General features: G+C 59.4%; 22 protein-coding genes. 10 read left to right on the forward strand and 12 right to left on the reverse strand.

The window, feature by feature from the left end; translation table 11 throughout:
- Positions 1-15: 15 nt before the first annotated feature.
- The 3 genes from ACRY08_RS07950 to ACRY08_RS07960 form a co-directional block, all read right to left on the reverse strand.
- The gene (locus ACRY08_RS07950; protein ID WP_432449372.1) at positions 16-1,419 is read right to left on the reverse strand and encodes an MFS transporter; all 1,404 of its coding nucleotides are present in this window, start codon (positions 1,417-1,419) and stop codon (positions 16-18) included.
- Between the two features lie 98 nt (positions 1,420-1,517).
- A complete protein-coding gene (locus ACRY08_RS07955; protein WP_432449373.1) occupies positions 1,518-3,062 on the reverse strand; it encodes a 2-isopropylmalate synthase in 1,545 nt (514 codons plus the stop codon).
- A 268-nt stretch (positions 3,063-3,330) separates the two neighbouring features.
- Complete coding sequence (locus ACRY08_RS07960; RefSeq protein WP_432449374.1) at positions 3,331-4,839, reverse strand: 2-isopropylmalate synthase; 1,509 nt, start codon at positions 4,837-4,839, stop codon at positions 3,331-3,333.
- Positions 4,840-5,002: 163 nt separating this feature from the next.
- Between ACRY08_RS07960 and ACRY08_RS07965 the strand changes: the two genes are divergently transcribed.
- Positions 5,003-6,664: an NAD+ synthase gene (locus ACRY08_RS07965; RefSeq protein ID WP_432449375.1), complete on the forward strand. Its 1,662-nt coding sequence runs from the start codon at positions 5,003-5,005 to the stop codon at positions 6,662-6,664.
- Positions 6,665-6,705: 41 nt separating this feature from the next.
- Complete coding sequence (locus tag ACRY08_RS07970) at positions 6,706-7,134, forward strand: DUF1801 domain-containing protein (RefSeq protein WP_432449376.1); 429 nt, start codon at positions 6,706-6,708, stop codon at positions 7,132-7,134.
- Positions 7,135-7,146: 12 nt separating this feature from the next.
- Here ACRY08_RS07970 and ACRY08_RS07975 read toward each other — a convergent pair whose 3' ends face one another.
- On the reverse strand, positions 7,147-7,587 hold the full coding sequence (locus ACRY08_RS07975) for a hypothetical protein (protein ID WP_432449377.1): 441 nt from the start codon (positions 7,585-7,587) through the stop codon (positions 7,147-7,149).
- Positions 7,588-7,718: 131 nt separating this feature from the next.
- Here ACRY08_RS07975 and gltX point away from each other — a divergent pair, with 131 nt between their 5' ends.
- Together gltX and ACRY08_RS07985 are read left to right on the forward strand one after the other, a co-directional pair.
- A complete protein-coding gene (gene gltX / locus ACRY08_RS07980) occupies positions 7,719-9,044 on the forward strand; it encodes a glutamate--tRNA ligase (protein ID WP_432449378.1) in 1,326 nt (441 codons plus the stop codon).
- Positions 9,045-9,189: 145 nt separating this feature from the next.
- Entirely contained in the window at positions 9,190-10,590 is a 1,401-nt protein-coding gene (locus ACRY08_RS07985; RefSeq protein WP_432449379.1) for an MATE family efflux transporter, read from the forward strand.
- On the opposite strand, the gene ACRY08_RS07990 is transcribed toward ACRY08_RS07985, so the two are convergent.
- A complete protein-coding gene (locus tag ACRY08_RS07990) occupies positions 10,519-11,139 on the reverse strand; it encodes a gamma-glutamylcyclotransferase family protein (RefSeq protein ID WP_432449380.1) in 621 nt (206 codons plus the stop codon). The genes ACRY08_RS07985 and ACRY08_RS07990 overlap by 72 nt on opposite strands.
- 96 nt (positions 11,140-11,235) lie before the next feature.
- Between ACRY08_RS07990 and gcvH the strand changes: the two genes are divergently transcribed.
- Positions 11,236-11,595, forward strand: coding sequence for a glycine cleavage system protein GcvH (gene gcvH / locus ACRY08_RS07995; RefSeq protein ID WP_432449381.1), 360 nt, complete (start codon positions 11,236-11,238; stop codon positions 11,593-11,595).
- 73 nt (positions 11,596-11,668) lie between these two features.
- Here the strand turns inward: gcvH and ACRY08_RS08000 are convergent, their stop codons facing one another.
- Genes ACRY08_RS08000 through ctlX form a run of 3 tightly spaced genes read right to left on the reverse strand, consistent with a single transcriptional unit; the run spans position 11,669 to position 14,655 of the window.
- The gene (locus ACRY08_RS08000; protein ID WP_432449382.1) at positions 11,669-12,718 is read right to left on the reverse strand and encodes an ornithine cyclodeaminase; all 1,050 of its coding nucleotides are present in this window, start codon (positions 12,716-12,718) and stop codon (positions 11,669-11,671) included.
- Between the two features lie 9 nt (positions 12,719-12,727).
- Positions 12,728-13,657: an arginase gene (gene rocF / locus ACRY08_RS08005; RefSeq protein WP_432449383.1), complete on the reverse strand. Its 930-nt coding sequence runs from the start codon at positions 13,655-13,657 to the stop codon at positions 12,728-12,730.
- The gene (gene ctlX / locus ACRY08_RS08010) at positions 13,654-14,655 is read right to left on the reverse strand and encodes a citrulline utilization hydrolase CtlX (protein ID WP_432449384.1); all 1,002 of its coding nucleotides are present in this window, start codon (positions 14,653-14,655) and stop codon (positions 13,654-13,656) included. Before ctlX ends, rocF begins: the two co-directional genes overlap by 4 nt.
- Positions 14,656-14,735: 80 nt before the next feature.
- Between ctlX and ACRY08_RS08015 the strand changes: the two genes are divergently transcribed.
- The 5 genes from ACRY08_RS08015 to ACRY08_RS08035 all read left to right on the forward strand — a co-directional run bounded on the left by ACRY08_RS08015 (position 14,736) and on the right by ACRY08_RS08035 (position 21,984).
- A complete protein-coding gene (locus ACRY08_RS08015) occupies positions 14,736-15,161 on the forward strand; it encodes an Lrp/AsnC family transcriptional regulator (protein ID WP_432449385.1) in 426 nt (141 codons plus the stop codon).
- Between the two features lie 234 nt (positions 15,162-15,395).
- Positions 15,396-18,128 carry a calcium-binding protein gene (locus tag ACRY08_RS08020; protein ID WP_432449386.1) on the forward strand — a complete coding sequence of 911 codons (2,733 nt, stop codon included), beginning with the start codon at positions 15,396-15,398 and terminating at the stop codon, positions 18,126-18,128.
- A gap of 254 nt (positions 18,129-18,382) precedes the next feature.
- Positions 18,383-19,876, forward strand: a complete 1,494-nt coding sequence (locus tag ACRY08_RS08025) for a di-heme oxidoredictase family protein (protein ID WP_432449387.1) — start codon at positions 18,383-18,385, stop codon at positions 19,874-19,876.
- On the forward strand, positions 19,873-20,907 hold the full coding sequence (locus ACRY08_RS08030; RefSeq protein WP_432449388.1) for an imelysin family protein: 1,035 nt from the start codon (positions 19,873-19,875) through the stop codon (positions 20,905-20,907). The genes ACRY08_RS08025 and ACRY08_RS08030 overlap by 4 nt, the downstream gene beginning before the upstream one ends.
- A gap of 3 nt (positions 20,908-20,910) precedes the next feature.
- Positions 20,911-21,984 carry a DUF1513 domain-containing protein gene (locus ACRY08_RS08035; protein ID WP_432449389.1) on the forward strand — a complete coding sequence of 358 codons (1,074 nt, stop codon included), beginning with the start codon at positions 20,911-20,913 and terminating at the stop codon, positions 21,982-21,984.
- On the opposite strand, the gene ACRY08_RS08040 is transcribed toward ACRY08_RS08035, so the two are convergent.
- From ACRY08_RS08040 to ACRY08_RS08055, 4 genes are all read right to left on the reverse strand, one after another.
- On the reverse strand, positions 21,981-22,346 hold the full coding sequence (locus tag ACRY08_RS08040) for a GFA family protein (RefSeq protein ID WP_432449390.1): 366 nt from the start codon (positions 22,344-22,346) through the stop codon (positions 21,981-21,983). The two genes, ACRY08_RS08035 and ACRY08_RS08040, sit on opposite strands and share 4 nt — an antisense overlap.
- 122 nt (positions 22,347-22,468) lie before the next feature.
- On the reverse strand, positions 22,469-24,973 hold the full coding sequence (locus tag ACRY08_RS08045) for a GcvT family protein (protein ID WP_432449391.1): 2,505 nt from the start codon (positions 24,971-24,973) through the stop codon (positions 22,469-22,471).
- A gap of 109 nt (positions 24,974-25,082) precedes the next feature.
- A complete protein-coding gene (locus ACRY08_RS08050) occupies positions 25,083-25,751 on the reverse strand; it encodes a hypothetical protein (protein WP_432449392.1) in 669 nt (222 codons plus the stop codon).
- A 6-nt stretch (positions 25,752-25,757) separates the two neighbouring features.
- Positions 25,758-26,744 carry a 2-hydroxyacid dehydrogenase gene (locus ACRY08_RS08055; protein WP_432449393.1) on the reverse strand — a complete coding sequence of 329 codons (987 nt, stop codon included), beginning with the start codon at positions 26,742-26,744 and terminating at the stop codon, positions 25,758-25,760.
- Between the last annotated feature and the right edge of the window lie 45 nt (positions 26,745-26,789).

Genomic DNA, 26,789 nt, shown 5'->3' on the forward strand with positions numbered 1-26,789 from the left:
GGTTTGGCACCTTGATCAGCCATGTGTTGGCCAGACGCGATGCTCGTCATCGATCACAAAAGCATGGATGTGACGCGCACCTTTGCCTTTATGGGCCAGAAGATGGGGATGGTCTGGCGGCAATTCCGGGTGGCTATGTTCAATCTCACGCTCCGCTTTCTTGGGCCAATACCATGTCGCCAGAAACACGCCAGACAACCCAAGCATGCCAAGGATCAAAATGGTGAGCGGAAGGCCAAATGCCTGCCCACCCCACCCCGCCAGCGGATAGGTCACCAGCCAGCAAGCATGAGACAAAGCAAACTGCGCCGCGAAAATGGCCGGTCGGTCCTTGGCATGCGACGAGACACGCAACAGCCGCCCGGAGGGCGTCAAAACCGCCGAATACGCCGCGCCGATCATCCCCCAGAGCGCAAGGAACAAAGGCCATGCGGGCAAGGTTTCCCCCCAGAACAGCCCCGCGAGCAAAAAGGCAAATCCGGTTAGGAAGGTTGCAGCGGGCAGCATCACATCGCGTTCACGCATATGCTGCAAAAGGCGGGGCATCAGAAGCGCCGATGCCATCGACCCGCCTCCGAAAGCGGCCATGGCAAGACCCAATGCGCCATCCCCCATGCCGTAATCCGACTTGACGATGACCACTGTATTCACCAGCACAAATGCACCAATGGCAGAGGTGGTCAGGTTCAACGACAGAAGGCCACGCAGCCGGGGTGTGGCCAGATAGATCCGCGTGCCATGCATCAGGCGCTCGCGAAAAGGCCGCGCTGTCGGACCTGTTTGGACCACTGGCAAGCTGACGCTTTGGACCAGCAGAGCAGACAGCAGAAATCCCAGCACCGTGCCGGCAAATAGTCCATGAAACGAGATCACCAGAAGCAGAAGCGACGCCAGCGCGGGGCTCAGCAGGTTTTCCAGATCGTATGCCAGACGCGACAGAGATAACGCCTGCGTATATGTGTCTTCGTCCTTCAGGACATCGGGAATTGTGGCCTGAAAAGCGGGCGTAAAGCTGGCCGAGGCTGCCTGCAGAAGAAAAATCAGCCCATAGATATGCCAAAGCGCGGATACAAAAGGCAGCGCCAGGGCAACGCTCGCACGGATCAGATCTGCCGTAATCAACACAGGCTTGCGCGGCAATCGTTCCGTCAGCGCAGCCAACAAGGGCGACAGCCCGACATAGGTGATCATCTTGATGAAAAGCGCGGTGCCCAGAACTGCCCCGGCAGCATCTCCGGCCAGATCGTAAGCCAGAAGACCCAGCGCGATGGTCATAAGCCCGGTGCCCAAAAGCGCAATCACCTGTGCGGTGAACAGCGTCCGATAGGTTGGGTTGGAAAGCGCTTTGTTCATGCGGGCAAGTCTAAAGCGTTTCCACATCACTTTGAAACACCGTGATGTGGAAACGCTGCGCAACATGCAAGTATGGTGGGCGTTTCCAGCTATTGCCGTGATCGGGCAATAACTGGAAACGCTTTAGGCCTGCCCGCATGGAGGTCAAGCGTCGAAGGGTGGGATCACACCGCCTCGGGTTTGGTCTTTTCACGGCGCGTGATCAGGTTGTTCAGCGCGTTCACATAAGCCCGGACAGACGCCAGAATCGTATCCGTATGCGATGATTGCCCGGTCACGATCTTGCCGTTCTCTTCCATGCGAACCGACACGGTGGCCTGCGCGTCGGTGCCTTCGGTCACGGCATGCACCTGATAAAGCTGCAGACGGGCTTCGTGCGGGAAAATCTGCTTCACACAGTTGAACGCGGCATCCACCGGCCCGTCCCCGTCCGAGGTCACTTTGTGTTCGACCCCGTTCACCGTCATGGTCAGATCGGCCGAGTTCTTTTCTTCGCCGCCCGCAACCACGCGCAAGGATTTCACCTGCAACTGGTCGTTGGCGTCATCGGTGCCATCGGTCATCAGGGCCACGATGTCCTCGTCGAACACCTCTTTCTTGGTGTCGGCCAGATCCTTGAAGCGCACGAAGACGTCCTTCAGCTGGTTGTCGCCCACGTCAAAGCCCAGATCATTGAGCTTGGCCTTCAACGCCGCCCGGCCCGAATGCTTGCCCAAGGGCAACGACGTGCCCGCCAGACCGATATCCTCTGGGCGCATGATCTCGAAGTTTTCGGGGTTTTTCAGCATACCATCCTGATGGATACCGCTTTCATGGGCGAAAGCATTTTTGCCGACGATGGCCTTGTTATACTGCACCGCAAAGCCCGAGACCTGCGCCACACGGCGCGAGATATTCATGATCTTCGTGGTGTCGATCTGGGTCTGGAACGGCATGATGTCATTGCGCACTTTCAGCGCCATGACGACCTCTTCCAACGCGGTGTTGCCCGCGCGTTCACCCAGCCCGTTGATGGTGCATTCGATCTGGCGCGCGCCAGCCTCAACCGCAGCCAAAGCGTTGGCCGTCGCCATGCCCAGATCGTTGTGACAATGGGTGGCAAAGATGATCTCATCCGCGCCCGGCACGCGGTCGATCAACATGCGGATCAGGTCGGCACTTTCGCGCGGCGCTGTATAGCCCACCGTGTCGGGAATGTTGATCGTGGTGGCGCCTGCCTTGATCGCAATCTCGATCACGCGGCACAGATAATCATGTTCGGTGCGCGTGGCATCCATCGGGGACCATTGCACATCATCCACCAGATTGCGCGCATGGCTGACGGTTTCATGGATCAAATCCGCCATTTCATCCTGCGTCAGGTCGGGAATGGCGCGGTGCAGGGGAGAGGTGCCGATAAAGGTGTGAATGCGCGGCTTCGCAGCTTTGCGCACCGCTTCGGCACAGCGGTCGATATCTTTGAAATTGGCGCGGCTCAGCCCGCAAATGGTCGAGTTTTTCGACCGTTCGGCAATTTCAGACACCGCTGCGAAATCACCTTCCGAGGCAATCGGAAAGCCCGCTTCGATGATGTCCACGCCCATTTCGTCCAGCATTTCGGCGATTTCAAGCTTTTCATCATGGGTCATGGTCGCGCCGGGGCTTTGTTCGCCGTCACGCAATGTGGTGTCGAAAATCAACACGTGATCCGAGGGGTTCGTCATGGTCATATTCTCTTTGATATTGGGTTCTTAGCCTTGGCCCGCAGGATGGGCCGGTGTGTGGCGCGGCTGGCGTGTCCCCTGAGCGGTCGCGCCAAAACGGCACGCTCAGAGGCGGCTAAGAAGTAGCAGAAGGCCCAGCGAAATGTGGGACGATGTGATATGTGTCTGCAATTCCATGGGCGCGACTATAGGCTGGTTTTTCACGAGGGAAAGCCCTTTTTGCGAGCGGGCACCGGATAAAGTCGCGAAATCAGCACAAATCCAGCGCGGCGCGTCAGTTGGCGCCCGCCTCCGGTTGCGGCGCGGGGGCAGGTTGCGCTGCAGAGGCGCCGCCTGCGTCACTGGCCGCATTCGCCGCGGCGGCACCATCCAGGCTTGGCGCCGGCTCGGTTGCAACCGAGCCTGATGCGATCCCGGCCTCCCAAACGCCTTCCTCACGGCGTCCGTCTGCGCGGATCACCACGCCTGCCCCGTGCCGTTTGCCGGCCTCAAACCCACCTTCATAGCGATCGCCATTCGGATAGACGGCGACGCCCTGACCGTGAAACGCATCTGACAGCCAGTCGCCTTCGTAGACAAACCCGGTGGCCGTGGCGAACTTGCCCTGCCCTTCCCGCATTCCACCAACATATGACCCCTGATAGGTGGACCCGTCCGCCAGTCGCGACACGCCCTGACCATGCGGCTTACCGGCTTGCCATGCGCCTTCATAAGCGGATCCATCTGCCGCCGTCAGCCGCCCGGCACCATCATAGAGCGCCTCTTTGAATGAGCCTTCATAGGTTGATCCATTTGCATAGCGCGCGATGCCCTGACCCTCGATCACGCCGCGCGACCAATTGCCTTCATAGGCGTTTTTGTCGGGATAGACGATCATCCCCGCCCCATCGGCCAAACCGTCGCGGAAACTGCCCTGATAGACCGACCCGTCGGGATAGGTGGCGATGCCCTGCCCGGCAATGACCCCATCCATCCAGTCGCCTTCGTAAAGATATCCGTCAGCCCCCTTGAAGCTTCCCTTGCCGTGGCGTTTGTCGCCCAGAAACGCGCCCTCATAGCGGTCACCATTGGCGTATTCGATGACACCCTGGCCAACCCGCGCTCCGGCTTCAAATGTGCCCGTATAAACATCGCCATTTGCCTGGGTCAGCGTGCCCTGCCCCTGCATCTGGCCTTTTGACCAGCCGCCATCATACATCATCCCGTCCGGTTGCGTCATCTTGCCCGCGCCGTCACGCAGCCCTGCCCGCAATTCGCCGTCATAGACAGAGCCGTCAGAGTAGGTTTCCTTGCCTCGGCCAACTTTCACACCGGCCACCCAATCCCCTTCATAAAGATACCCGGTTGGGCTTTGCAGACGCCCCTGCCCGTGATGCAGCGCGTTGCGAAAGCCGCCTTCGTATTGAATGCCATTGGCATAGCTCGCCACACCCGAGCCCGAGATCTTGCCATCCACCCAGTCGCCTTCAAAGGTGGACCCGTCCGCGAAGGTGATTTTGCCAAAACCTTCGGGCTTGCCCTTGTCGAAACTGCCCTCATAGACGGATCCGTTGGGGAAACGCGCCACGCCCTGTCCCTTGATTTCGCCTTCGAAAAACTCGCCAGTATATTCATAGCCCGTGGTCAGGCGCAGCGTGCCCATCCCATGCTGCACACCGCCGCGAAACGTGCCTTCATAGACCGATCCATCCTCGTATTGCTTGGTCTCGACCTGTGCCGAAGCCGGCAAGCCGGTGCCTGCAAGCATTGCAAAGCCGATGATGCCAGCGCGAAAGGATGTCATGGCGAACCTCTTTGAATGAGTGTCTTTTCCGGCGCCAGCCTATGCCGGGTGCGGGGGCGAAACAACGGTTTTCCCGCGCATGCTCTTTAACCTTGGCGCAAACCTGCTACATCTGTGCCGAACCATCCGGGCGCAGGGTGCGCCGGGCAGAAGGACATGCGCGATGAGTGAGACGTTTCGCCTGACACTGGCACAGCTGAACCCAACTGTGGGGGCGATTGCCGCCAATGCCGACAAGGCACGCACGGCCTGGGCCGCGGCAAAAGAGGCAGGCAGCGATATGGTTGCCCTGCCCGAGGCCTTCGTGACGGGATATCAGACGCAGGACCTTGTGATGCGCCCGCAGTTCCATCGCGATGCCATGGCGGCCATCGACGCGCTGGCCGTGGATTGCGCGAATGGCCCCGCAATGGGCATCGGCGCGCCCTATCATGACGGGCGCGACCTATATAACGCCTATTACATTCTTAAAGGCGGCAAGATCGCGGCGCGCGTGTTGAAACAACGCCTGCCCAATGAAACCGTCTTTGACGAAGAACGCCACTTTACCTCGGCCGATCCACAAGGGCCCTACGCGCTGGGACCGATCCGCATCGGCACGCCCATCTGCGAAGATGCCTGGCACGCCGAGGACGTCTGCGAAACGCTGGCTGAAAGCGGCGCCGAGTTCCTTCTGATCCCCAACGGGTCGCCTTACTATCGCAACAAGTTTGACGTGCGCATGAACCACATGGTGGGGCGCGTGGTCGAAACAGGTCTTCCCTTGGTCTATCTGAACATGGTTGGCGGGCAGGATGATCAGGTCTTTGACGGCGGGTCCTTTGCCCTGAACCCGGGCGGAGAACTGGCCCTGAAGATGTCGGCCTTCGACGAAGAGATTGCCCATATCGAGCTGACCAACACCGACGTGGGCTGGCGCATCACCCAAGGCCCCATCGCGACACATGGCGACGAATGGGAACAGGACTACCGCGCCATGGTCGAGAGCCTGCGCGACTATATGGGCAAGACCGGGTTCAAACAGGTGCTGCTTGGCCTGTCGGGCGGGATCGACAGCGCCATCGTGGCGACCATCGCCGCCGACGCGCTGGGGCCCGAGAACGTGCGCTGCGTGATGCTGCCGTCCGAATACACCTCGCAAGGGTCTTTGGATGACGCCAAGGACATCGCCCAACGCCTTGGCTGCACTTATGATTTCGTGCCGATCAAAGAAGGGCGCGATGCCATCACCAACACACTCGCCCCGTTTTTTGAAGGCACAAAACCCGACGTGACCGAGGAAAACATCCAGTCCCGCCTGCGTGGGCTCTTGTTGATGGCGCTGTCCAACAAGACCGGCGCGATGCTTTTGACCACCGGTAATAAATCCGAGGTCGCGGTGGGCTATGCCACGATCTATGGCGACATGGCGGGCGGCTATAACCCGATCAAGGACCTCTACAAGATCCGCGTTTTTGAACAATGCCGCTGGCGCAATCAAAACCACCGCGACTGGATGAAAGGCCCCGACGGCGAGGTGATCCCGGTCTCGATCATCGACAAGCCGCCCTCGGCCGAGCTGCGCCCGGATCAGAAAGACGAAGACAGCCTGCCCCCCTACGAGGTGCTGGATGCGATCCTTGAAGGGCTGATTGACGACGAGAAGTCCGTGGCCGAGCTGGTGGCTGAAGGCTTTGACAAAGCCACCGTGAAAAAGGTCGAACACCTGATCCTGATCTCGGAGTATAAACGCTTTCAATCGGCGCCCGGCACCCGCCTGACGAAACGCAGCTTCTGGCTGGATCGCCGTTATCCGATTGTGAACCGCTGGCGCGACAACAGCTGACGGGCTGGACGGGCGGGGCCGCCCCCGCCTATCCTGACCCCATGGTCCAGAACAAAACCCAGCCGACAGACACTACGCCCGCTGCGTTTATCGCGGCGGTCGAACCCGCATCGAAGCGTGACGATGCCCGTGTGCTGGATCAGCTGTTTCGCGAGGTTACCGGATTTCAGCCCGTCATGTGGGGGCCGTCCATCATCGGCTATGGCCGCTACCATTACCGCTATGACAGCGGCCGCGAGGGAGACTTTCTGGCCACCGGATTTTCACCCCGCAAGGCGCGCCATTCGATATACATCATGCCAGGCTATGCCGATTTCGGTCCAATTCTGGACCGGCTGGGCAAACACAAGATGGGCAAGTCATGCCTTTACGTGAACAAACTGGCAGATATTGACCTTGATGTTCTGGCTGACCTGATCCGGGCAGGCCTTGCTGATCTTGCCAAGTCTTGGCCCATCCAACCCAGTTGAAGCGCCGGGCCTCTACCACCCACCCGTGCGGATGAATGCACCGGCCAGCACAAAAAGCACCGACAACACCGTCACTGCGCGGATATGCCAGCCCATGATCGGCAGCGTTTCGGGGCTGAGGTTTGGGATCACCCTAAACCGCGCATTCACCGCAAACCCTGCGGTTGTCAGCAAAATCAGAAGCTTCACTAGGATCGCAGTTTCCAGTGCTCCGTCGCGCCCAAACCAAGCCGCAATCGATGGCGACATCTGCCAGGCCAACCAAAGCCCGGTTGCAACCTGCACCAGCAAGGCCGGCATGCCGACTTTTTCATAGCCTTGCTCGAACCTAAGCAAAATGCCGGGATCGCGTGCCTTAAGCGCGCGTGGCAGGACCGTCGTGGCCAGCACAATATGCCCGCCCGTCCAGATAGCCGCGCCCAGAAGATGCAGGGAAAGAATGACATAATGCATGGCGGTCCTCGTGCGTTAATGAAGCCACCTTAGCCATCTTCACGCGGGCTGACTTGATCTAAGCCAAGCCCAGCCCGATATGGACAAACGCCCCGCAGTATGAAAGACGGGCCGCCAAGGAGACACAACCCATGACGACCACCCGTTTCGCCCCGTCGCCCACCGGCTATATCCATGTGGGCAACCTGCGCACCGCGCTTTTTAACTACCTGATCGCCGCCAAGGCGGGCGGGCAGTTCATCCTGCGTCTTGACGACACCGACCCGGAACGGTCGAAACAGGAATATGCCGATGCGATCATGGAAGATCTGGAATGGCTGGGCCTGACATGGGACCGGGTGGAAAAACAGTCCGACCGGCTGGACCGCTATGAAGCCGCCGCGCAGGAACTGCGCGACAAGGGCCGTTTCTATGAGTGTTTTGAGACCCCGACCGAGCTTGACCTGAAGCGCAAAAAGCAGCTCAATATGGGCAAGCCGCCGGTCTATGACCGCTCGGCGCTGACGCTGTCCGAGGACGAAAAAACCGCCCTGCGCGCAGAGCGTGGGCAGGGCCATTGGCGCTTCAAACTGGATCACGCGCGGATCAACTGGACCGACGGCATTCTGGGCGACATCTCGATTGATGCGGCTTCCGTTTCAGACCCGGTGCTGATCCGTGGCGACGGGCAGTTCCTCTATACGCTCGCTTCGGTTTGTGACGATATCGACTTTGGCATCACCCACGTGGTGCGCGGGTCCGATCACGTGACCAACACCGGCACGCAAATCCAGATCATCGAAGCCCTTGGCGGCGCGGTGCCCAGCTTCGCACACCATTCGCTTCTGACCGGTCCGCAGGGCGAGGCGCTGTCCAAACGTCTGGGTACGCTGGCCATTCGCGACCTGCGCGACCAGGGTGTCGAGCCGATGGCGCTCTTGAGCCTTCTGGCGCGGCTGGGGTCCTCGCAGCCCGTTGAACTGCGCAGCTCGCTGGACGAGATCATTGAAGGCTTCGACCTGTCCAGCTTCGGTGCTGCGCCCACAAAATTCGACGTGCAGGACCTGTTCCCGCTGACCGCACGCCATCTGGCATCGCTGCCGCTGTCCGCTGTGCAGTCCAAGCTGGACGAAATCGGCGTGCCCGCGGAACTGGCCGAGGCCTTCTGGTCCGTCGCGCGTGAAAACATCACGACGCTGGCTGATCTTGATGGTTGGTGGGCCCTGTGCCGCGACGGCGCTGCCCCGCTGATCGACGACGAAGACCGCGATTTCATCGCTCAAGCCATGACCCTTTTGCCCGACGCGCCTTATGATGGTGACAGCTGGTCAAACTGGACCACAGCCGTGAAAGAGGCGACGGGCCGCAAAGGCAAGGGCCTGTTCATGCCGCTCAGAAAAGCTGTCACCGGCATGGAACGCGGCCCGGACATGTCATCACTGATGCCTTTGTTGCAGGTCATTCGGGCAAAAGCCTGATCCGCGCAGAAAACCACCAGAAGGCCACGCAACCTGCGTGGCCTTTTTCGTTGCAACGCCGCACAAGTGATGTGCAGGAAGAGCACTGGTGGCACAACCCGTTCTGCGTCATGGTAGGCGGCAGGGAACAGGCGAGGTAACACCCATGGCAGAAGCTCAGGCAAAGTTTCTCGAAGGCAGTCTTTTCAGGCATATCACGGTCATGTCTTTGACCGCATCGGTTGGGTTGATGGCGATCTTCCTTGTGGACCTCGTCGATATGATCTTCATTTCGATGCTGGGCCGGGACGAGCTGGCGGCGGCCGTGGGCTATGCAGGCGGCATCCTGTTCTTCACCTCGTCTTTCGGGATTGGCATGTCGATTGCGGCAGGCGCTCTGGTGGCGCGTGCGCTTGGCGAAGGAGACGCCCAAACCGCCCGCCGCCGCGCCGCGACTGCGCTGTTATACGGTGTGGTGCTTGGGGCTGTTTTCACCGCGGCGGTCTGGGCTTATGCGCCATTTCTGGTCGCGCTTCTTGGCGCGTCTGACAACACGCTGAACCTTGCCACATCCTACCTCAGGATCATCTTGCCCAGCCTGCCTGTACTGATCATCGGCATGGTCGGAGGCGCCATCTTGCGCGCCCATGGGGATGCACGCCGGGCCATGATGGCGACCATTGGTGCGGGCGTCGTGAACGCCATTCTGGACCCGATTTTGATCTTCGGCCTGAACCTTGATCTGACCGGTGCGGCACTCGCATCGGTCGCGGCACGGATCACCATGGCAGCGATGTCCATCTATCCGATCTATCGGTTCTATGGCGGGTTGGACCGCCCCACCCGCGCCGAGTTCCGTCTGGACTTCACCGCCATCGCCACTATCGCCCTGCCCGCCATTCTGACCCAGTTTGCCACCCCCATCGGGCAAGCCTATGTCACCCGGTCCATGGCCGAGTTTGGCGAGGATGCGGTTGCCGGAATGGCCGTGATCGGGCGCCTGGTACCCGTGGCCTTCGGGACGATCTTTGCCCTGTCAGGTGCCATCGGCCCCATCGTCGGACAAAATTTCGGCGCGGGCCGGATTGACCGGGTGCGCGGCGCGATCCGTGATGGTTTGATATTCGTCGCTGTGGTTACTGTTTTGGTCGCGGTGCTGCTGTTTCTTGCGCGCGGCGCGATTGCAGGGCTTTTCAACGCACAGGGCCTGAGCCGCGAGTTGATCTTCCTGTTTTGCGGCCCGCTTGCCTTGGCGTGGTATTTCAACGGTGTGATCTTCGTGACCAATGCAAGCTTCAACAACCTTGGTCACCCGTTCTATTCCACATGGGTGAATTGGGGGCGGCAGACGCTGGGCACCATTCCATTGGTGATGCTGGGCGCGACCTATTGGGGCGCGCCCGGTGTTCTGATCGGACAGGCTGCAGGCGGGCTGGCCTTTGCCGGTGTTGCCCTGTTTCTGTCCGCGCGGGTTCTGCGCAAGGCCGAGGCCGGTCTATGTCCGGGTGCCGCGCATCCGTACCAGCGACAAACGCGTCTCATCTCGCTTTTTCACAACCGCCGATAACCGCGAAAGCCCTTCGTCGACCAGTGCGGTTTCCTCGGCTGTCAGCATCTGCGCGCGCGGGTAAATAGGATCCGCGCGGTCATCCAGAATGGGGGCGTTCCAACCTTCGGTCGTTTCAAAGAAATGGGTCACACCATCCACTCCGAACTCGCGGAAATAGCCCTGCACCACCACGTCGAGATAGCTTAGAAGCACCGGGTTTTCATCGGTGGGCGGATGGTGTTCCCCCGGAGCGATGGCATAGATGGCCGTCTCCAGCGCCGTGCCATCATGGGACAGCTCGGACCCCAATGCGATCCGCGTATAAGCCCGTTCCCGTTCATCTAATGCTGCCCAATCCGCGCCGGGGACCGAGGCAATCAGCCCCTCGATATAGTCGGAACTGTCGGGCACCGCGGTCAGGTAGCACAGCGCACGATGAGGTGATCGCCGCCATGCCCGATGCCACCCCGTCACGCGCGCGGCGCGCGGGTTTTCATAGCTGTGCGTTTGCCGGTTCACCAAAGAACCATAGCCAAAGAAATGCGGGTCGTCGGTCGTATTGCTCATGCCGGCAATCTGCACTTGCATGCCGTTGGGCACAAGCTCTTGCCGCCACGCGCGCGCGGCGCTACGGTCGGACCAAACGCCTGAGGAGTGACCCATATGAAATACACTGAAGAACACGAATGGCTGCGTGAAGAAGATGGCGTTTACGTCGTTGGCATCACCGCGCATGCCGCCGAACAACTGGGCGATGTGGTCTTTCTTGAACTGCCCGAAGTGGGCGACACGGTTTCGAAAGATGACGAGGTTGTGGTGATCGAAAGCGTGAAGGCTGCGTCGGATATTCTCAGCCCGCTGGACGGCGAAATCACCGAAGTAAACGAGACGATGGTAGACGAGCCGGGCAAGGTGAATGATGACCCTGAGGGCGAGGCGTGGCTCTTCAAGATCAAAGCCTCGGACACCAGCCCGCTGGACGATTACATGGACGAAGCAGGGTACAAGGACTTTATCGCCTGATCGTTTTTCAAGGACAGGAAAGGGGCGCGCACCAGACCGGTGCGCGCCCCTTTTATTTGTCCTGCCGTGGGGGTCAGTCCTTTGACCGCTCCAACATGCCAAACAGATCGCGCGGATCGTCGGGATCAGCCAGCATATCCAGCCGGGTGAAGAAGGCTGTGCCCTGAATGGCGTTCGAGATGTAGCGCAGGGCCGAAAAATCCTCGATCGCGAAGCCTACGCTGTCGAAAAGCGTGATTTGCTTGCCTGAGGTGCGCCCTTTGGCCTGTCCGGTGATGACCTTCCACATCTCGGTGATCGGATGATCGTGATCCAGCTGCTGGATTTCACCCTCGACCCATGTCTGTTCGGGGTATTCCACGAAAATATCCGACCGCAGAAGGATGTCGCGATGCAGTTCCGTCTTGCCCGGGCAGTCCCCGCCGATCGCGTTAATATGCACGCCTTCGCCGATCATATTGTCGGTCAGGATCGTGGCATATTGCTTGTCGGCGGTGCAGGTGGTGATAATCTCGGCCCCTTCCATGCTTTCTTCACCCGATGTGCAGGGCACAACGGTCAACCCTTTGCCCGCCAAATTGCGCGCAGCCTTTTCCGTCGCCGCCGGGTCAATGTCATAAAGGCGCACAGTGTCGATGCCGCAGATCGCCTTGAAGGCCAGACACTGAAACTCAGACTGCGCGCCATTGCCGATCATCGCCATGGTGGTTGCGCCCTTCGGGGCCAAATGCTTGGCGACCATCGCGCTGGTGGCGGCGGTGCGTAGCGCAGTCAGCACGGTCATTTCGGACAGAAGCTTTGGATAGCCCGAGTTCACATCGGCCAGCAGGCCAAAGGCGGTCACGGTCTGCAACCCCTCTTTGGTGTTCTTGGGATGGCCGTTCACATATTTAAAGCCATACATCTCGCCATCCGAGGTGGGCATCAGCTCGATCACGCCCACATCCGAGTGGCTGGCCACGCGGGGGGTCTTGTCGAAAAGCTCCCAGCGTTTGAAGTCGTTTTCGATCTCGGCCGCCAGCTCGCGCAGCACGGTTTCAATGCCGATATGGTGCACAAGACCCATCATGTGTTCGACCGACACGAAGGGGACATAGGCAAGTTCAGAAGGAAGAGGGGGCATCTTTGGACCTCAATAGCTGGTGGTGAAACGGTCAAGCACGCGGCGACCAAAGAGGCTCGCCGTCAGGTCGACCATCAGCCGCGCGGTGCGGCCGCGTTCGTCTAGGAAGGGATTCAGTTCGACAAGATCAAGCGAGGTGACCAACCCGCTATCATGCAACATTTCCATGATCAGGTGGGCTTCGCGGAAAGTGGCGCCGCCCGGCACGGTGGTGCCGACAGCGGGCGCAATATCCGGTTCGATGAAATCCACATCCAGACTGACATGCAAAAGCCCACCTGCCTGCGCCACCTCATCCAGAAACGGGCTGAGCAGGCGCACAACGCCGTGTTCATCCATCGCACGCATGTCATGGGCCTGCACGCCCGAGCTTTGCAGAAGCTCGCGCTCGCCGCGATCCACCGAGCGCAGACCCAGCATACACAGTTTGCTAGGATCAAGTTTGGCCGGAAGCGGTTTGCCCAGAAGGTTCGGGAACCCGTCCAGCCCGCAGGCATAGGCCATCGGCATGCCGTGGATATTGCCCGAGGGCGAGGATGCGGGCGTGTTGAAGTCAGAGTGCGCATCCAGCCAGAGCACATATTGCGGCCGTCCCATCTGGGCCGCCGCCGCGACATGGCCGGTGACCGTTCCCAGTGCCAGCGCGTGATCACCGCCCATATAGATCGGCAGCGCATCACCCTGCGCCATATCATACGCGTGGCGGTGCAGACTGCGGGTCCAACCCGCCACTTCGGGCAGAAACTTCAGGTGTTCGTGTTCGGTGGCAATCGCGTCCACCCTGTCGGGATCTGCGTCGCCCAGATCAATGACCTCGTGACCCAGCAGCGCCAGCTCGTCGGCCAACCCAGCCGTGCGATAGGCAGCCGGCCCCATGATGCAACCGCGCCGCCCCGCGCCTTCTTCCATCGGGACACCAAGAAGGTGGATTTTGGTCATGCGGCTTCTCCTTGCAATGAGGCGGTAGGGCGTGGGCTCAGGTGGATACCGGCGATGGTGCAGCGCACCGACCCGCCCGCCATTTCGATGGTCGGTATGTCCAAAGGCAGGATCTTCAAGTGGGCCTCGATCCGCCAGCGCTGCTCGGGCTCCAACGCGTCCACGGCACGCCGCGACATGGCAAGGATGCGTCCGTCACGCCCCTGCAGCTCGATGGCATTGCCCGCAAAATCTGCAATCTGTGCGTGACTGAGCGCAATCACGTCACGCCCGCCGCGCGCCAACCGCTCGTGGATTTCCTCACGGCGGGCCACGTCCAGAATGGTGTCCAGCCCGATCAGTGCCACATCGGTGCCAATGCACATCAGCACATTCGTATGATAGATCGGCAGGCCCGCAGCGTCATGGGCATCAAACACCATCGGCTCATAGTTGAAATGAGTGCAGAAGCGCTCCAGAAGCACTTCACTGGTGCGTTTGGAACGCGCCGCATAGGCCACACGCTCGACGTGATCCAAGACCATTGCGCCGGTACCTTCCAGGAACAGCCCATCCTGCTCAAGCCCGGAATAGTCGATAATGTCCTGCACCCGAAACCGGGTCTTCAACAATTCGAGCACGTCCTGCCGCCGCTCGATCCGGCGGTTTTGGGAATACATTGGATAAACTGCCACATGGCCACCGGGGTGGGTCGAAAACCAATTATTTGGAAACACCGCATCCGGTCGATCGTCGCGGACATCCTCGAACAGGGTCACGTCGACACCGGCCTCACGCAGGGTCTCTACCGCGCCTGTCACCTCGTCATAGGCGCGTCTGGTCATGGCCTCTTCGCTGCCCTTGGGGGCGACGCTCTGAAAGCCGTTGTCCCGCGCGGTTTCCGCGTTGGGACGGAAATGATGCGGTCGAATCATGATCACGGCGGCAGGGGCCTGAAGCGAGGTCTGGGGCATGGGGGTCTGACTTTCCTGTTGCGCGCCCCAGATTAGCATGCGCATGTTTTCACAATGAATGCGCTAGAGTAATAGGTTGCATGCTATTTCTTGTCATTTTGCATAGCTTCATTTATCACCTTGCTATGCATATCTTTGACGATCTCGACCGAAACCTCATCGCCATCCTGCGCGAAGACGGCCGGGCGCCGGTCTCGAAACTGGCAACCATTCTGGGCGTGACCCGTGCCACGGTACAGGCGCGGCTGGACCGGCTTTTGGACAGCGGGGCGGTGCTGGGCTTTACCATCCGTGCGCGCGAGGATCACGGGCCGGACGGGGTTCATGCGATCATGATGATCGAGGTCTCGGGCCGTTCGACATTGGCGGTGATCAAGAAGCTGCGCGGCCTGCCGGAGTTGCGGTCCCTGCATTCCACCAACGGGAAATGGGACCTTGTCGCGCAGCTCACCGCCGAGAACCTACCGGATTTTGACCGGGTGCTGCGCGAAGTTCGCATTGTGGACGGGATCACCAACAGCGAAACGAGTATTTTGCTAAGCACGGTGTGACCCGCCACATCATCCGTAGTTCCATTATAGGTTGACTGTCCGGCGTGCCGGGATCAGGATGTTCAAAGCGTTTCGACTTATTGTTGAGACACAACAATGAGACGAAACGCGCGGACCCTACCAATGTTGTGGGCGTTTCGAAATCAACTTGTGTCTCAAGTTAATCTCGAAACGCTTTAAGCAAATTCTGTTGCGCCCACAGTTGGCCTACACATATTTTTTGGAACTATATCAATGCTTACATTTAGCTACGCTGCTTCTGAAACATCACAAGCAACAATCACTCAGGCACATTTCGGCGCCAATCTCGTTGCCCAATTTGAAAGCCCAGGCGACGCGTTTGGATGGCAAAGCTACGACGAGGTTGCCAATGCAGTGGGTGTCACCACCATTCGTTGGCCCGGTGGCGTTGATGCAGAAAGAAACCACGAAGAAAATGTGCCCATCACAAGTTATACAGGCGCTGGCCAATCCTCAGCCCAAAGCTACCTGAACGATGTGAATACCGATGGTGACACATCATTCCGCGAAGCCGCAAGATTTGCTGCGGAGGATGGCAGGGACGTCACCTTCATTATTCCAACCAATCCTTTGGTGAAAGAAAATGGCTGGCTCAAAAAAGACGCCGAGCTTGCAGAAGCCAAAGAGCAGCTCGCCACCTATCTGGAGCAGGTTCTAACAATCGCGCAAGAGGAAGGGGTGGATATCACTGCTTTTGAGATCGGCAACGAGTATTGGGGCACAGCATGGGCGGGCGCGGGCGCGTATGGTGAGGGTGCCGCCATCGTTGCTGATGTGCTCGATCAAGTGCTTAGCGAACAGATGCCTGCGGTAAGCGATCCCAGTGTTTTGCTCCAAATCTGGGGAGATTTCCCCAACGGAAACACATATGGGCTCGACAATCTGGAAAGCCGCAATGATTCGATGATCAAAGGGTTCGCGGAATGGCAGCAAGGCGACCTTGACCTGATCGACGGCATAGCGGCGCATTACTACTTTCAGCCCGGCAAAGAATATGGTTCCGACGCAGACAGCCATGGCGTTATTGAACATACGTATCAGAATATTTCAGAGCAGATTGCGTTCTTTGATCAGCTGAGAAACGCATGGGAAGCGCACCCCGACGGCCACCCAATGAGCATTCATTTCACCGAGTGGAACGTGTCACATGTTCCTTTGGTCAACAACATCAGCCTGAACGGATCTGATCATGAGCAGGTTGCATTTGGCCTAAAACAGGTTGCTCCGATGCTCGAAATGTTCTCGGCCATGCTGATGATCGGCACAGAAGCCGCCCAGATCTGGTCCGTTCAATACCATGCCGCCGCGCTTCAAGCCGGCGGCAATACGGATCTGACTGTGATGGGTCAGTTCTTTGCACAAGAGCTTACGGCTCTTGAAGGCAAAACCTACGTCGAACTTGCCGGGGGGGACGCCGATCGCGAGCAAAGTTACGATGTCCATATGTTCACGCAGGACGTGGCAGATGCAAAAACCGGGGTGCTGTATCTATCCTCGTTGCAGGAACAAGGACAGACGCAGGCGCTTGACCTTCTGGCGCTTATGGCAATTCCAGGCACTGTCAGTGTTTCGATTCTGGGTGTGGTTGATGCGTCAGATGCAACAATTTCATACAGTGGCTATACGTTCGACGATGTGCCGGATTTCCTGCAACCCGGTGCGACACTGGAAACCAAAGCCATCGCAGACCCCGACATAGATATTTTTGCGGGCACGTTGAACGATATTGTGCTGGACAGCTATGAACTCGCCCGCATCACATTTGACATGTATGAGCACCGCATTGATGGCAGCAATCAGCCCGACGAGCTTTTGCAAGAGCTGGCGACCGACGACATGGTGTTTGGCAAAGACGGCGACGACTGGATCAGAACAGGTGATGGCCGCGACTATGTAAGTGGTGGTGTGGGAGATGATGATATTTTCGGCGGGCTTGGCGAAGACACGCTGTCTGGCGGAGCAGGCAATGACTACATTCGCGGTGGGAACGGGGCCTTCTCTGATCACATATCAGGTGGCGACGGCAACGATCAGCTTTTTGGCGACGGTGGGGACGACGTGCTGGTTGGCGGCGCCGGGGATGATGTCCTGACCGGCGGTGGCGGGGCGGATGTTTTTGTCTTTTCGCCTGACACCTCTGTCGACCAGATTGAGGATTTCGAAATCGGCACCGACAAAATTCTGCTCTCAAACGGCTCGGGTCTTGTGTCACTGCAGCAAGACGGCGCTGACACTCTGGTTTTGCTTGATGGTGCCAGTTTTGCGCGGCTGATTGGGGTCGATGCGGCACAGTTGAGCGAGCAGAGTTTCGAGCAGCAAGACGGCACATATACGTTCGATCTGGGTCCGGATTCTTTGGAGGAACAGCACATCATCGGTTCAGGTGATGGCACGACCAAAGCAACCGGAGCGGATGGCACGATTGACATCTTTTCGATCAAGTCGGGCAGCGGCTTGAAACTGCGGATCCATGGCTTTGAAGATGGCGAAGATCTGATTGACCTGTCAGCGCTTGATGGCGGCGGGGCAGGTGATATTGAGATCTATGACAAGGGAAACTACCAGCAAATCAACTACGCTAAAGAAAAGATCCTGGTCTACGGCGTCCCGAACGAGGCCCTTGATCCGTCAGATTTCATCTTCTCAAACAACGCCACTGAAACACATCAGATCGGCGGCACGTTTGGCTACTCGGCAACGGGGACGCAAGGTGTTGTGGATCGCTTTGAAGTGCATGACAGCGATGCAAACTACCTTAGCATCAACGGATTTACAGACGGAGAGGACATAGTGGACCTAGCGGCTTTCAATCTGAGCGGAACAGAAAGTCTGGCCTTTTATGACAAATCCAATTTCGTACAGGTCAATATTGGTGGCGCGCAGAAACTCAAACTCTACGGCATTGAGTTCGCGCAGCTAGACGCTGACGACTTCCTGATTGCCTAAAGCGTTTCGAGATTAAAGCGTTTCGGTTTTAACCTGAGTCAGGGGAAAACCGAAACGCGGCAAGAGATATCAGCATAGTGGGCGTTTCGGGATAAACATGTGCATCAAGTTTATCCCGAAACGCTTTAATCGGGTCTTTGGCATTGGCCTCATAGGCGGGACAACTTGCCACAACACTTTCCATAGTGTTTTTGTCGGTTATTCTTTACCTCTTCTCGCGGGCGGCATAAAAGGGCGCAAACCGGAGCCACAACATGCGTCACACCCTGCCCGCCGCCCTTCTGATATTGCTGCCTTTATCCTCGCTGCCCTTGGCTGCCGAAACGGCCGGGCCTTGGGGGGAACCGCATCTGAACGCCCTTGCGCGCACCCCGGCGGAAGCCACGCGGGTCGCGACGGTCGTGGCCCCTCCAACAGATTTCGACACATCCTCGGCCTATGAGGCGCGCAGCGCCGGGGCAGCGACGCAAATGAACCCGCCCGCCCGCGCCGCCTTTTCGACGCCCGCGCCGACTCTGCCCCCGGACAAGGCGCTGGATTTCACCCTGGGCGAGGCGATGTTTGAAAAGCTCTGGGTTGTGGCGCCATCGTCAACCATTTCGTCAGACGGGTTGGGGCCGCTTTACAACACGCGCGCCTGCTCCGCCTGCCATATCGGGGATGGCCGCGGCCATGTCAGCGCCACGGGCAGTCAAACCGGTCTGGTGCTGCGACTGTCCCTGCCCGCGCAGGGCATGCAGCCTGAACCGACCTATGGGTTTCAGCTGCAAGATCGCGCCATCACGGGCCATGCCGCCGAGGGCACGCTGTCAATCCACTACGAAGATCAGCCGGTCCGCCTTGGCGACGGCAGCACCGTGATGCTGCGCGCACCAGACTACCGGGCCAACAATCTTTCAGATGGTCCGCTGGCAGACACCACCCTGACCTCGCCCCGCATGGCCCCGCAGATGATCGGGCTTGGGCTTCTGGAAGCCATCCCAGAAGCCGATATCCTTGCGCTGGCGGATCCTGATGATGCCGATGGCGACGGCATTTCCGGGCGCCCGAATTCTGTCTGGTCGCGTGAGTTTGACCAACTGATGCTGGGCCGTTTCGGACATAAGGCCGGCAACCCGACCCTGCGCCAGCAGTCAGCCGATGCGGCGAATGGGGATATCGGCCTGTCCTCGACATTGTTTCCCGCTCATTGGGGCGATTGCACTGTCACGCAAACCAACTGCCGTAAAGAGCGCCACGGCGGCACTGCCAGTCAAGATGGGGTCGAGCTGGGCGACAAGGCGCTCGACGTGTTGACCACATATGTCGCAAATCTTGCGGTACCTGCACGCAGGCAGGCGGACGCCCCGGATGTGTTGCGCGGCAAAGAGCTATTTCATACCGCCGGATGTGCGGCCTGCCATCAGCCCGCATTTGTCACACATCGCCTGCCAGATGACCCGGAACGCAGCTTTCAGCTGATCTGGCCCTATAGCGACATGTTGTTGCATGACATGGGAGAGGGGCTGGCAGATCACCGGCCGGAATGGCAGGCTGACGGGCGTGAATGGCGCACCGCGCCGCTATGGGGTCTTGGCATGACAAAACAGGTCAACGAACGGGCAGGATATCTGCATGACGGGCGCGCCCGCACCCTGCTTGAAGCTGTGTTGTGGCATGGCGGCGAGGCAGAGGCGGCGCGCGAAACGGTGCGCTTGATGAGCACGCCCGACCGCGCCGCGCTGATATCGTTTCTGGAGTCCCTATGATGACGCGTCTCATTGCCATCCTTGCGACCTGCCTTCTGCCCGCGCTTGCCAGCGCACAGGCCGCGCCCGTTGACCACAAGGCGCTGTCAGAGCGTGTGCTGTTGGTATTTGAACACCAGTTCAGCGCATTCCGCGACAGCGCCACGGCGATGAACAATGCCGCCAACGCCTATTGTGACGCAGAAGAAAACGCTGAAATGCACGCACTGCTGTTGGAGAGCTTCCAGGCCACCTATCTCGCCTGGGCACCACTGGATGCATATCAATTCGGACCGATTGAAAGCCGCGCCGCCGCGCTTAAGGTGAACTTCTTTCCTGACAAGAAGAACTTCACCGGGCGCGCCCTGCGCGGGCATCTGAAACGCCCGCTCGAAGAACAGGGGGATGCAGCTGTCGTTGGCGCCTCAAGCGCAGCGCTTCAGGGTCTGCCTGCCATAGAGCGTTTGCTCTATACCGATCTACCAACCTGCCCGACCATTCAGGGGATTGCCGCCAATATGGCGACCATGGCGGGCACGCTTTATGAAGACTGGTTTGCCCCGGACGGTTGGGCCGATCTGGTGCGCCGCGCCGGGCCTGAAAACCCCGTTTACCTGTCGCATCGCGAGTTTAGCCAGCAAGTCTTCACCGCACTTGGGTTTTCGATCCTGCGCATGAAAGAACACCGGCTTGGGCGCCCTTTGGGCAGCTTCGAACGTGCCTTTCCAAAACGGTCCGAGGCCTGGCGGGCCGGGCTGTCCACCGCGTTGATCGCAGCGCAGTTCAGTGGGTTTCAAGACCTCTACACCGAAGGGTTCGCTCCCATCACCCCGCAGGCGATGCTCGACGACATCCTGCCCATCCTTTCTGAAATCGGCACGCGGCTCGGTGCCATCGGCGCCCCTTTGCCTGAGGCGGTCGAAGACCTGTCCATGCGGGTGCGCATTGAAGGATTGCAAACCAAACTAGGGCATCTGGATCTGATCCTGTCGACCGAGTTGGGACCAGAGCTGAAACTTGGCGCGGGCTTCAGCGCTGGCGACGGGGATTGATCAGTGCTGCGGCGTGATTTTCTGAAACAGGTGGCGATCAGCGCCGGCACCGCGGCCGTTCCCCTTTCGGGATGGGCCGCCGCCGGAGCACCGGATTTTGTAACCGCCGCCAACCGCGCCGATAAATCCACATGGCTGATTGGCCTGACACGCGCCGGTGGAGTGACGTTTGAAATCCGCATCCCCGGTCGAGGCCACGCCGCCGCGCTGAACCCCATCAAGGCCGAAGCCATCGCATTTGCCCGCCGGCCGGGCCGGTTTGCGGTGGTCATAGATTGTGCCGAAGGGCGCGAAACCGCGCGGTTGGACAGCCCCGAGGGCCGGCATTTTTACGGCCATGGCGCTTTTTCGGCTGACGGCAATTGGCTCTTCACAACGGAAAACAACTTCGACGCGCCTGCGGGTGTCTTGGGTGTGTGGGATGCATCGGATGGCTACAGACGCGTGGGCGAACTGCCCTCGGGCGGGATTGGTCCGCATGAAATTCTGGCCCACCCCGGAGGTGGTTTCGTCGTCGCCAATGGCGGCATTCAGACCCATCCTGATATGGGTCGTACCAAGCTGAACCTGCCCGACATGCAGACCAACCTAACCTATCTGAATGCCGCCGGTGACATCACCGACCAGGTCGTTTTGTCGGGCGATATGCACCAAAACTCGATCCGCCATATCGCTCTGGACCCTCAAGGCGATGTGATTGCTGCCTTGCAGTGGCAAGGGGCACCGACCAGACGCGTGTCCTTGGTGCTCAGGCATCAGCCCGGTGGCGCTGTGCAGTTCCTGTCACATCCCGACGAGGTGCGCCTTAAGACCTATGCAGGTTCGATCGCCAGTTGCGCCCACACGGGCGAGATCGCGGTCACCGGCCCAAAGGGCAACCAAGTTCTGTACTTTGATGCAGACGGCACCCCGGCGGGCAGCGCATCACATGGCACGGCGGCAGGGGTGGCGCGCGATGCACAGGGCGGGCTGATGATCACGTGTGACGGAGGCCTGATCCACCGGCAAAACGGGCACGAACGGTTTATTCCGGTCGCAGGCAACTGGGCTTGGGACAATCATCTTGTGGCGCTTTAGTCCAGAAACTCCCAGCTTTCGGCCCCGTCAAAACGGCGAATGGTCAGAGCGTCCATGACCTCAAGCGGCGCCATTCGCATATTCACGGCAATCCGGTCCTGATCCGTGTTCTGACCCGGACCCCAATGCGTGATGCAGCCGCATGTCTTGCAAGCGTGGAAGTCGATCATATGATCGCCCCAGCTGTATGTTTTCGTGTGGTCCTGCCCCGTAAGAATTGCGCCCTCATTGGGTGGGCAATGGGCCCAAAGAGCACCATAGCGGCGGCACATGGAACAGTTGCACGAGACAACGAACTTCGGTGCGCTCACCTCGAACGACACCGCGCCACAGTGACACGACCCGTTGATTTTCTCTGCCATAGCTGTCTCCTCTGGATGTCATTCTGACACCTGCGTCCAGAAGAACAAAAAGAAAACACACAGTCAACAGCACAAATAAAAACGGCCCCGCGCGGGGGCCGTTTCAATCTGATTTGATCCGGTCAGCCGTTGACGCGGATCGTTTCGTTTTTCGGGTCATAGGGGCTGTCGACCGTGACCTCGGCGTCATAAAGCCCGCCCATGATCTTGACCTTCAGCTTCTGGCCCGGCACCGCCAATTCCGGCGGCAGATAGCCCATGCCGATCGACTTCTCAAACGCGACCGAATAGCCGCCCGAGGTCAGACGACCCACTTTCTTGCCATCCAGGAACAGCGCCTCGCGGCCCCACGGATCGGCATCATCCGGCCCGTCGATCAAAAGCGTACAGCACTTCACGCGCACACCGGTTGCGACCATGGCGTCCTTGCCGTGGAAGTCCTTTTCCAGATCGATGAAGCGCGGCAGGTCAGCCTCGGCAGGGGTCGCGTCACGGCCCAACTCGGTGCCGAAAGCGCGGTAGGATTTCTCCTGACGCAGCCAGTTTTGCGCCCGCGCGCCAACCAGCTTCATGCCGTGCTTTTCGCCTGCTTTAAGCAGCAAATCCCACAGATAGTTCTGCATCTCGATCGGGTGGTGAAGTTCCCAACCCAACTCGCCGGTATAGGCCACACGGATCGCATTCACCGGGCACATGCCCAACTCGATCTGCTTGGCGGAAAGCCACGGGAACGCTTTGTTGGTCAGCGCGTTTTCCGGGTCTGCATCTACGATGACCTCTTTCAGAACATCACGCGATTTCGGACCTGCGATGGCGAAGACGCCCCACTGGGTGGTCACGTCCTGGATTTCGATGTAGCCGAATTCCTCCATCTTGTCCTCGGCCGCCTTGCGCAGGAAGTCGGCGTCATATTCGGTCCACGCACCGGCAGACACGAGGTAGTAGTTGTTCTCGCCGTTGCGCACGATGGTGTATTCGGTGCGGGTGGTGCCGTGCGAGGTCAGCGCATAGGTCAAGTTGATGCGGCCGACGCGCGGCAGTTTGTTACAGGTGAACCAGTCCAAGAACTGGGTCGCGCCGGGGCCTTTGACCACATGCTTGGTGAAGGCGGTCGCGTCGATCAGGCCAACGCCTTCACGCACGGCTTTCGCTTCGTCGACAGCATATTGCCACCAACCACCACGGCGGAACGAGCGGCTTTCTTCGTCGAAGTTCGACGGAGCATCGACGGGACCGTAATAGTTCGGGCGTTCCCAGCCGTTCACCCAACCAAACTGCGCGCCTTTTTCCTTCTGACGGTCGAAGGCGGGCGAGGTGCGCAGGGGCCGACAGGCCGGGCGCTCTTCATCGGGGTGGTGCAGGATGTAGACATGCTCGTAGCATTCTTCGTTCTTGCGCGCGGCAAACTCGGTGGTCATCCAGCCCGACGAATACCGCTTGGGGTCAAGCGAGGCCATGTCGATCTCGGCTTCGCCATCGACCATCATCTGGGCGAGGTAATAGCCGGTGCCGCCAGCCGCGGTGATCCCGAAGCTGAAGCCTTCGGCCAGCCACATGTTGCGCAGACCGGGGGCCGGGCCGACCAGCGGGTTGCCGTCGGGGGTGTAGCAGATCGGGCCGTTGAAATCGTCTTTCAAACCGCTTTCAGCACAGGACGGCACGCGCTCGGCCATCGCCATGTATTGATCCGCAATCCGGTCCAGATCCAGCGGGAACAGGTCGGCACGGAAGCTGTCCGGTACGCCATGCTCAAAGCGGGCGGGGGCACCGCGTTCATAGATGCCCAAGATCCAGCCACCACGCTCTTCACGGGCATAGCTTTCGTTGTCGGCGTCGCGCACAACGGGGTGCTCGGGGTTGCCCGCTTCGCGCCATTTCACCAGCTCAGGGTCTTTGTCCATGACGATGAACGTGTGCTCGACCGGGATAGCGGGCATCTTGATGCCCAGCATCTTGGCGGTGCGTTGGGCGTGGTTGCCAGATGCGGTCACGACGTGTTCGGCAGTGATCACCACCTTCTCGTCGCTCTCGATCAGGTTGCCGCCCTTTTCCACCATCTTGGTGCAGGTGACTTCCCAGTGGGTGCCGTTCCAGTGGAAGTCGTCCGCCTGCATTTTGCGGTGGATTTCCACGCCACGCTGACGCGCACCTTTGGCCATCGCCTGCGTCACGTCTGCCGGGTTAATGTAGCCATCTTCGGTGTGGTACAGAGCACCCTTCAGGTCGCCGGTTTCGATCAGCGGCCAACGTTCCTTGATCTGCTCGGGCGTCAGGAATTCATAATTGATGCCCACAGTGTCCGCGGTCGAGGCATAGAGCTGGTATTCATCCATACGCTCGTCGGTCTGCGCCATACGCAGGTTGCCCACCACGGCAAAACCGGCGTTCAGACCGGTTTCTTCTTCCAGCGTTTTGTAGAACTTGACCGAGTAGTCGTGGATGTGGGTCGTCGCATAGGACATGTTGAAGAGCGGCAAAAGACCGGCAGCGTGCCAGGTCGAGCCCGAGGTCAGCTCGTCTCGCTCGATCAGCATCACATCATCCCAGCCAGCTTTGGCCAGATGATAGGCGATCGACGTGCCAACGGCACCACCGCCGACGACAAGCGCTTTTACATTGGTTTTCATGGGGCGACTCCCTTGGGAAAAATCTGTTGCATCATAGATGCCGTAAGGCGGGGTCAAGGTCCGAACCTGCCCGACCTTACACAGAATGAAAACGACATGAGCGTCGGATTCAACGCTTTAAGGCCTGCGAAAGCTGGTCCACAGGGATCACGGGCGTGATCAAGGCCTCGACCTCCTTGCGGCGGGGATGGTTGGGCACGAAAAGCGTCATGCACATGTAATCTTCGACCAGAGCGGCCTGTGCCTCGAAGTTGTAAGACAGATAGGCGCCTGCCTCGCGGCCCGGCCAATAATAGGGATCGCCGGGCTGAAAGCTCTCGGCGCCGGACTTGAAGGGCGTATACCCCGTGCGGGCGCGGTTTTGCCATTGCCAGACATGCACCAGCTCATGCGCCATCAATAGCGCGTGTGGCATGGGCAGGCTTTCGGGCCAGCCTTCGAACATATCATCACGATAATAGTCGCGCTTCAGGAACACCTGATTCCACAGAACGAACCCCGCCGGGAAAGTCCATTTGCGGTCGGGTTGGGCGACGCGGTCACACACGGTTTCCGGAATATCGCGCGGGGCGACTTTGGGCGCGTCTTGCGTGACCGGTTCAGGGTTTGGAAGCGGCAAAATCCCAATGCCCGCCCGCACCCGCACCTTATCCGTGTCCAGACTGTCGCCAAACATGGTGCGCGACATTTCGACCTCGGTCGAAGAAAGCGGGCGCGAACAGCCGGCCACCAGCATGAAAGCGGCCAGCCCAAGCGCTATGATGCGAGATGAGCGCACCCCGCTCTAAAGCAAACCCGGCACCACCTGATCGGGCGGGCGATGGCCATCTGCAAAGGTCTTGATGTTGATCAGAACCTTTTCGCCCATTTCGACACGACCTTCGACCGTGGCAGACCCCATATGCGGCAGCGCCACAACGTTGGGCAGATCACGCAGGCGGGGGTTGATCTCGTTTCCATGTTCGTAAACGTCCAGCCCGGCCCCCGCGATATCGCCCGCGCGCAACAGGCGTGTCAGCGCGTTTTCGTCGATCACTTCCCCGCGCGAGGTGTTCACGATCACCGCATCCGGTTTCATCAGCTTCAATCGCCGCGCATTCATCAGGTGGAACGTCGACGGCGTGTGCGGGCAATTGATGGAAATCACATCCATGCGCGCCACCATCTGATCAAGGCTTTCCCAATAGGTGGCTTCCAACTGTTCCTCGATCTGCGGGTGCAGCCGTTTGCGGTTGTGGTAATGCACCTGCATTCCAAAAGCGCGCGCACGGGTGGCGACGGCCTGACCGATGCGGCCCATCCCCAAAATGCCCACGCGGCGCCCCTGGATGCGATGTCCCAGCATCGCCGTGGGGGACCAGCCTTCCCATTTTCCCGAGGCCATCGTGCGAATGCCTTCGGGGAAACGACGGGTCACGGCGAGAATCAGGGCAATGGCCATATCGGCCGTATCATCCGCCGACACGCCCGGCGTGTTCGACACCAGAACCCCGCGTTCTCGTGCAGATCCAACATCGATATGATCCACACCAGCGCCGTAATTCGCGATCAGGCGAAGCCTGTCCCCTGCGCCCGCAAGCATGTTGGCATCAATCTGGTCATTGATCGTTGGCACCAGCACATCGCAGCGTTTCATCGCCTCTGCCAGTTCTGCGCGCGTCATTGGCGTATCATCCGCCCGCAATTCGACATCGAACAATTCCATCATCCGTGTCTCGACAACTTCCGGCAACCGTCGCGTGACGACAACACTCAGACGTTCTGCGGCCATGCCCGCCCTCCCTGTGGCTTTTCTTTTGCGCGTCTCGGTGTCAGA

It is taken from the genome of Aliiroseovarius marinus (assembly GCF_050881025.1).
GTDB lineage: Bacteria > Pseudomonadota > Alphaproteobacteria > Rhodobacterales > Rhodobacteraceae > Aliiroseovarius > Aliiroseovarius marinus_A.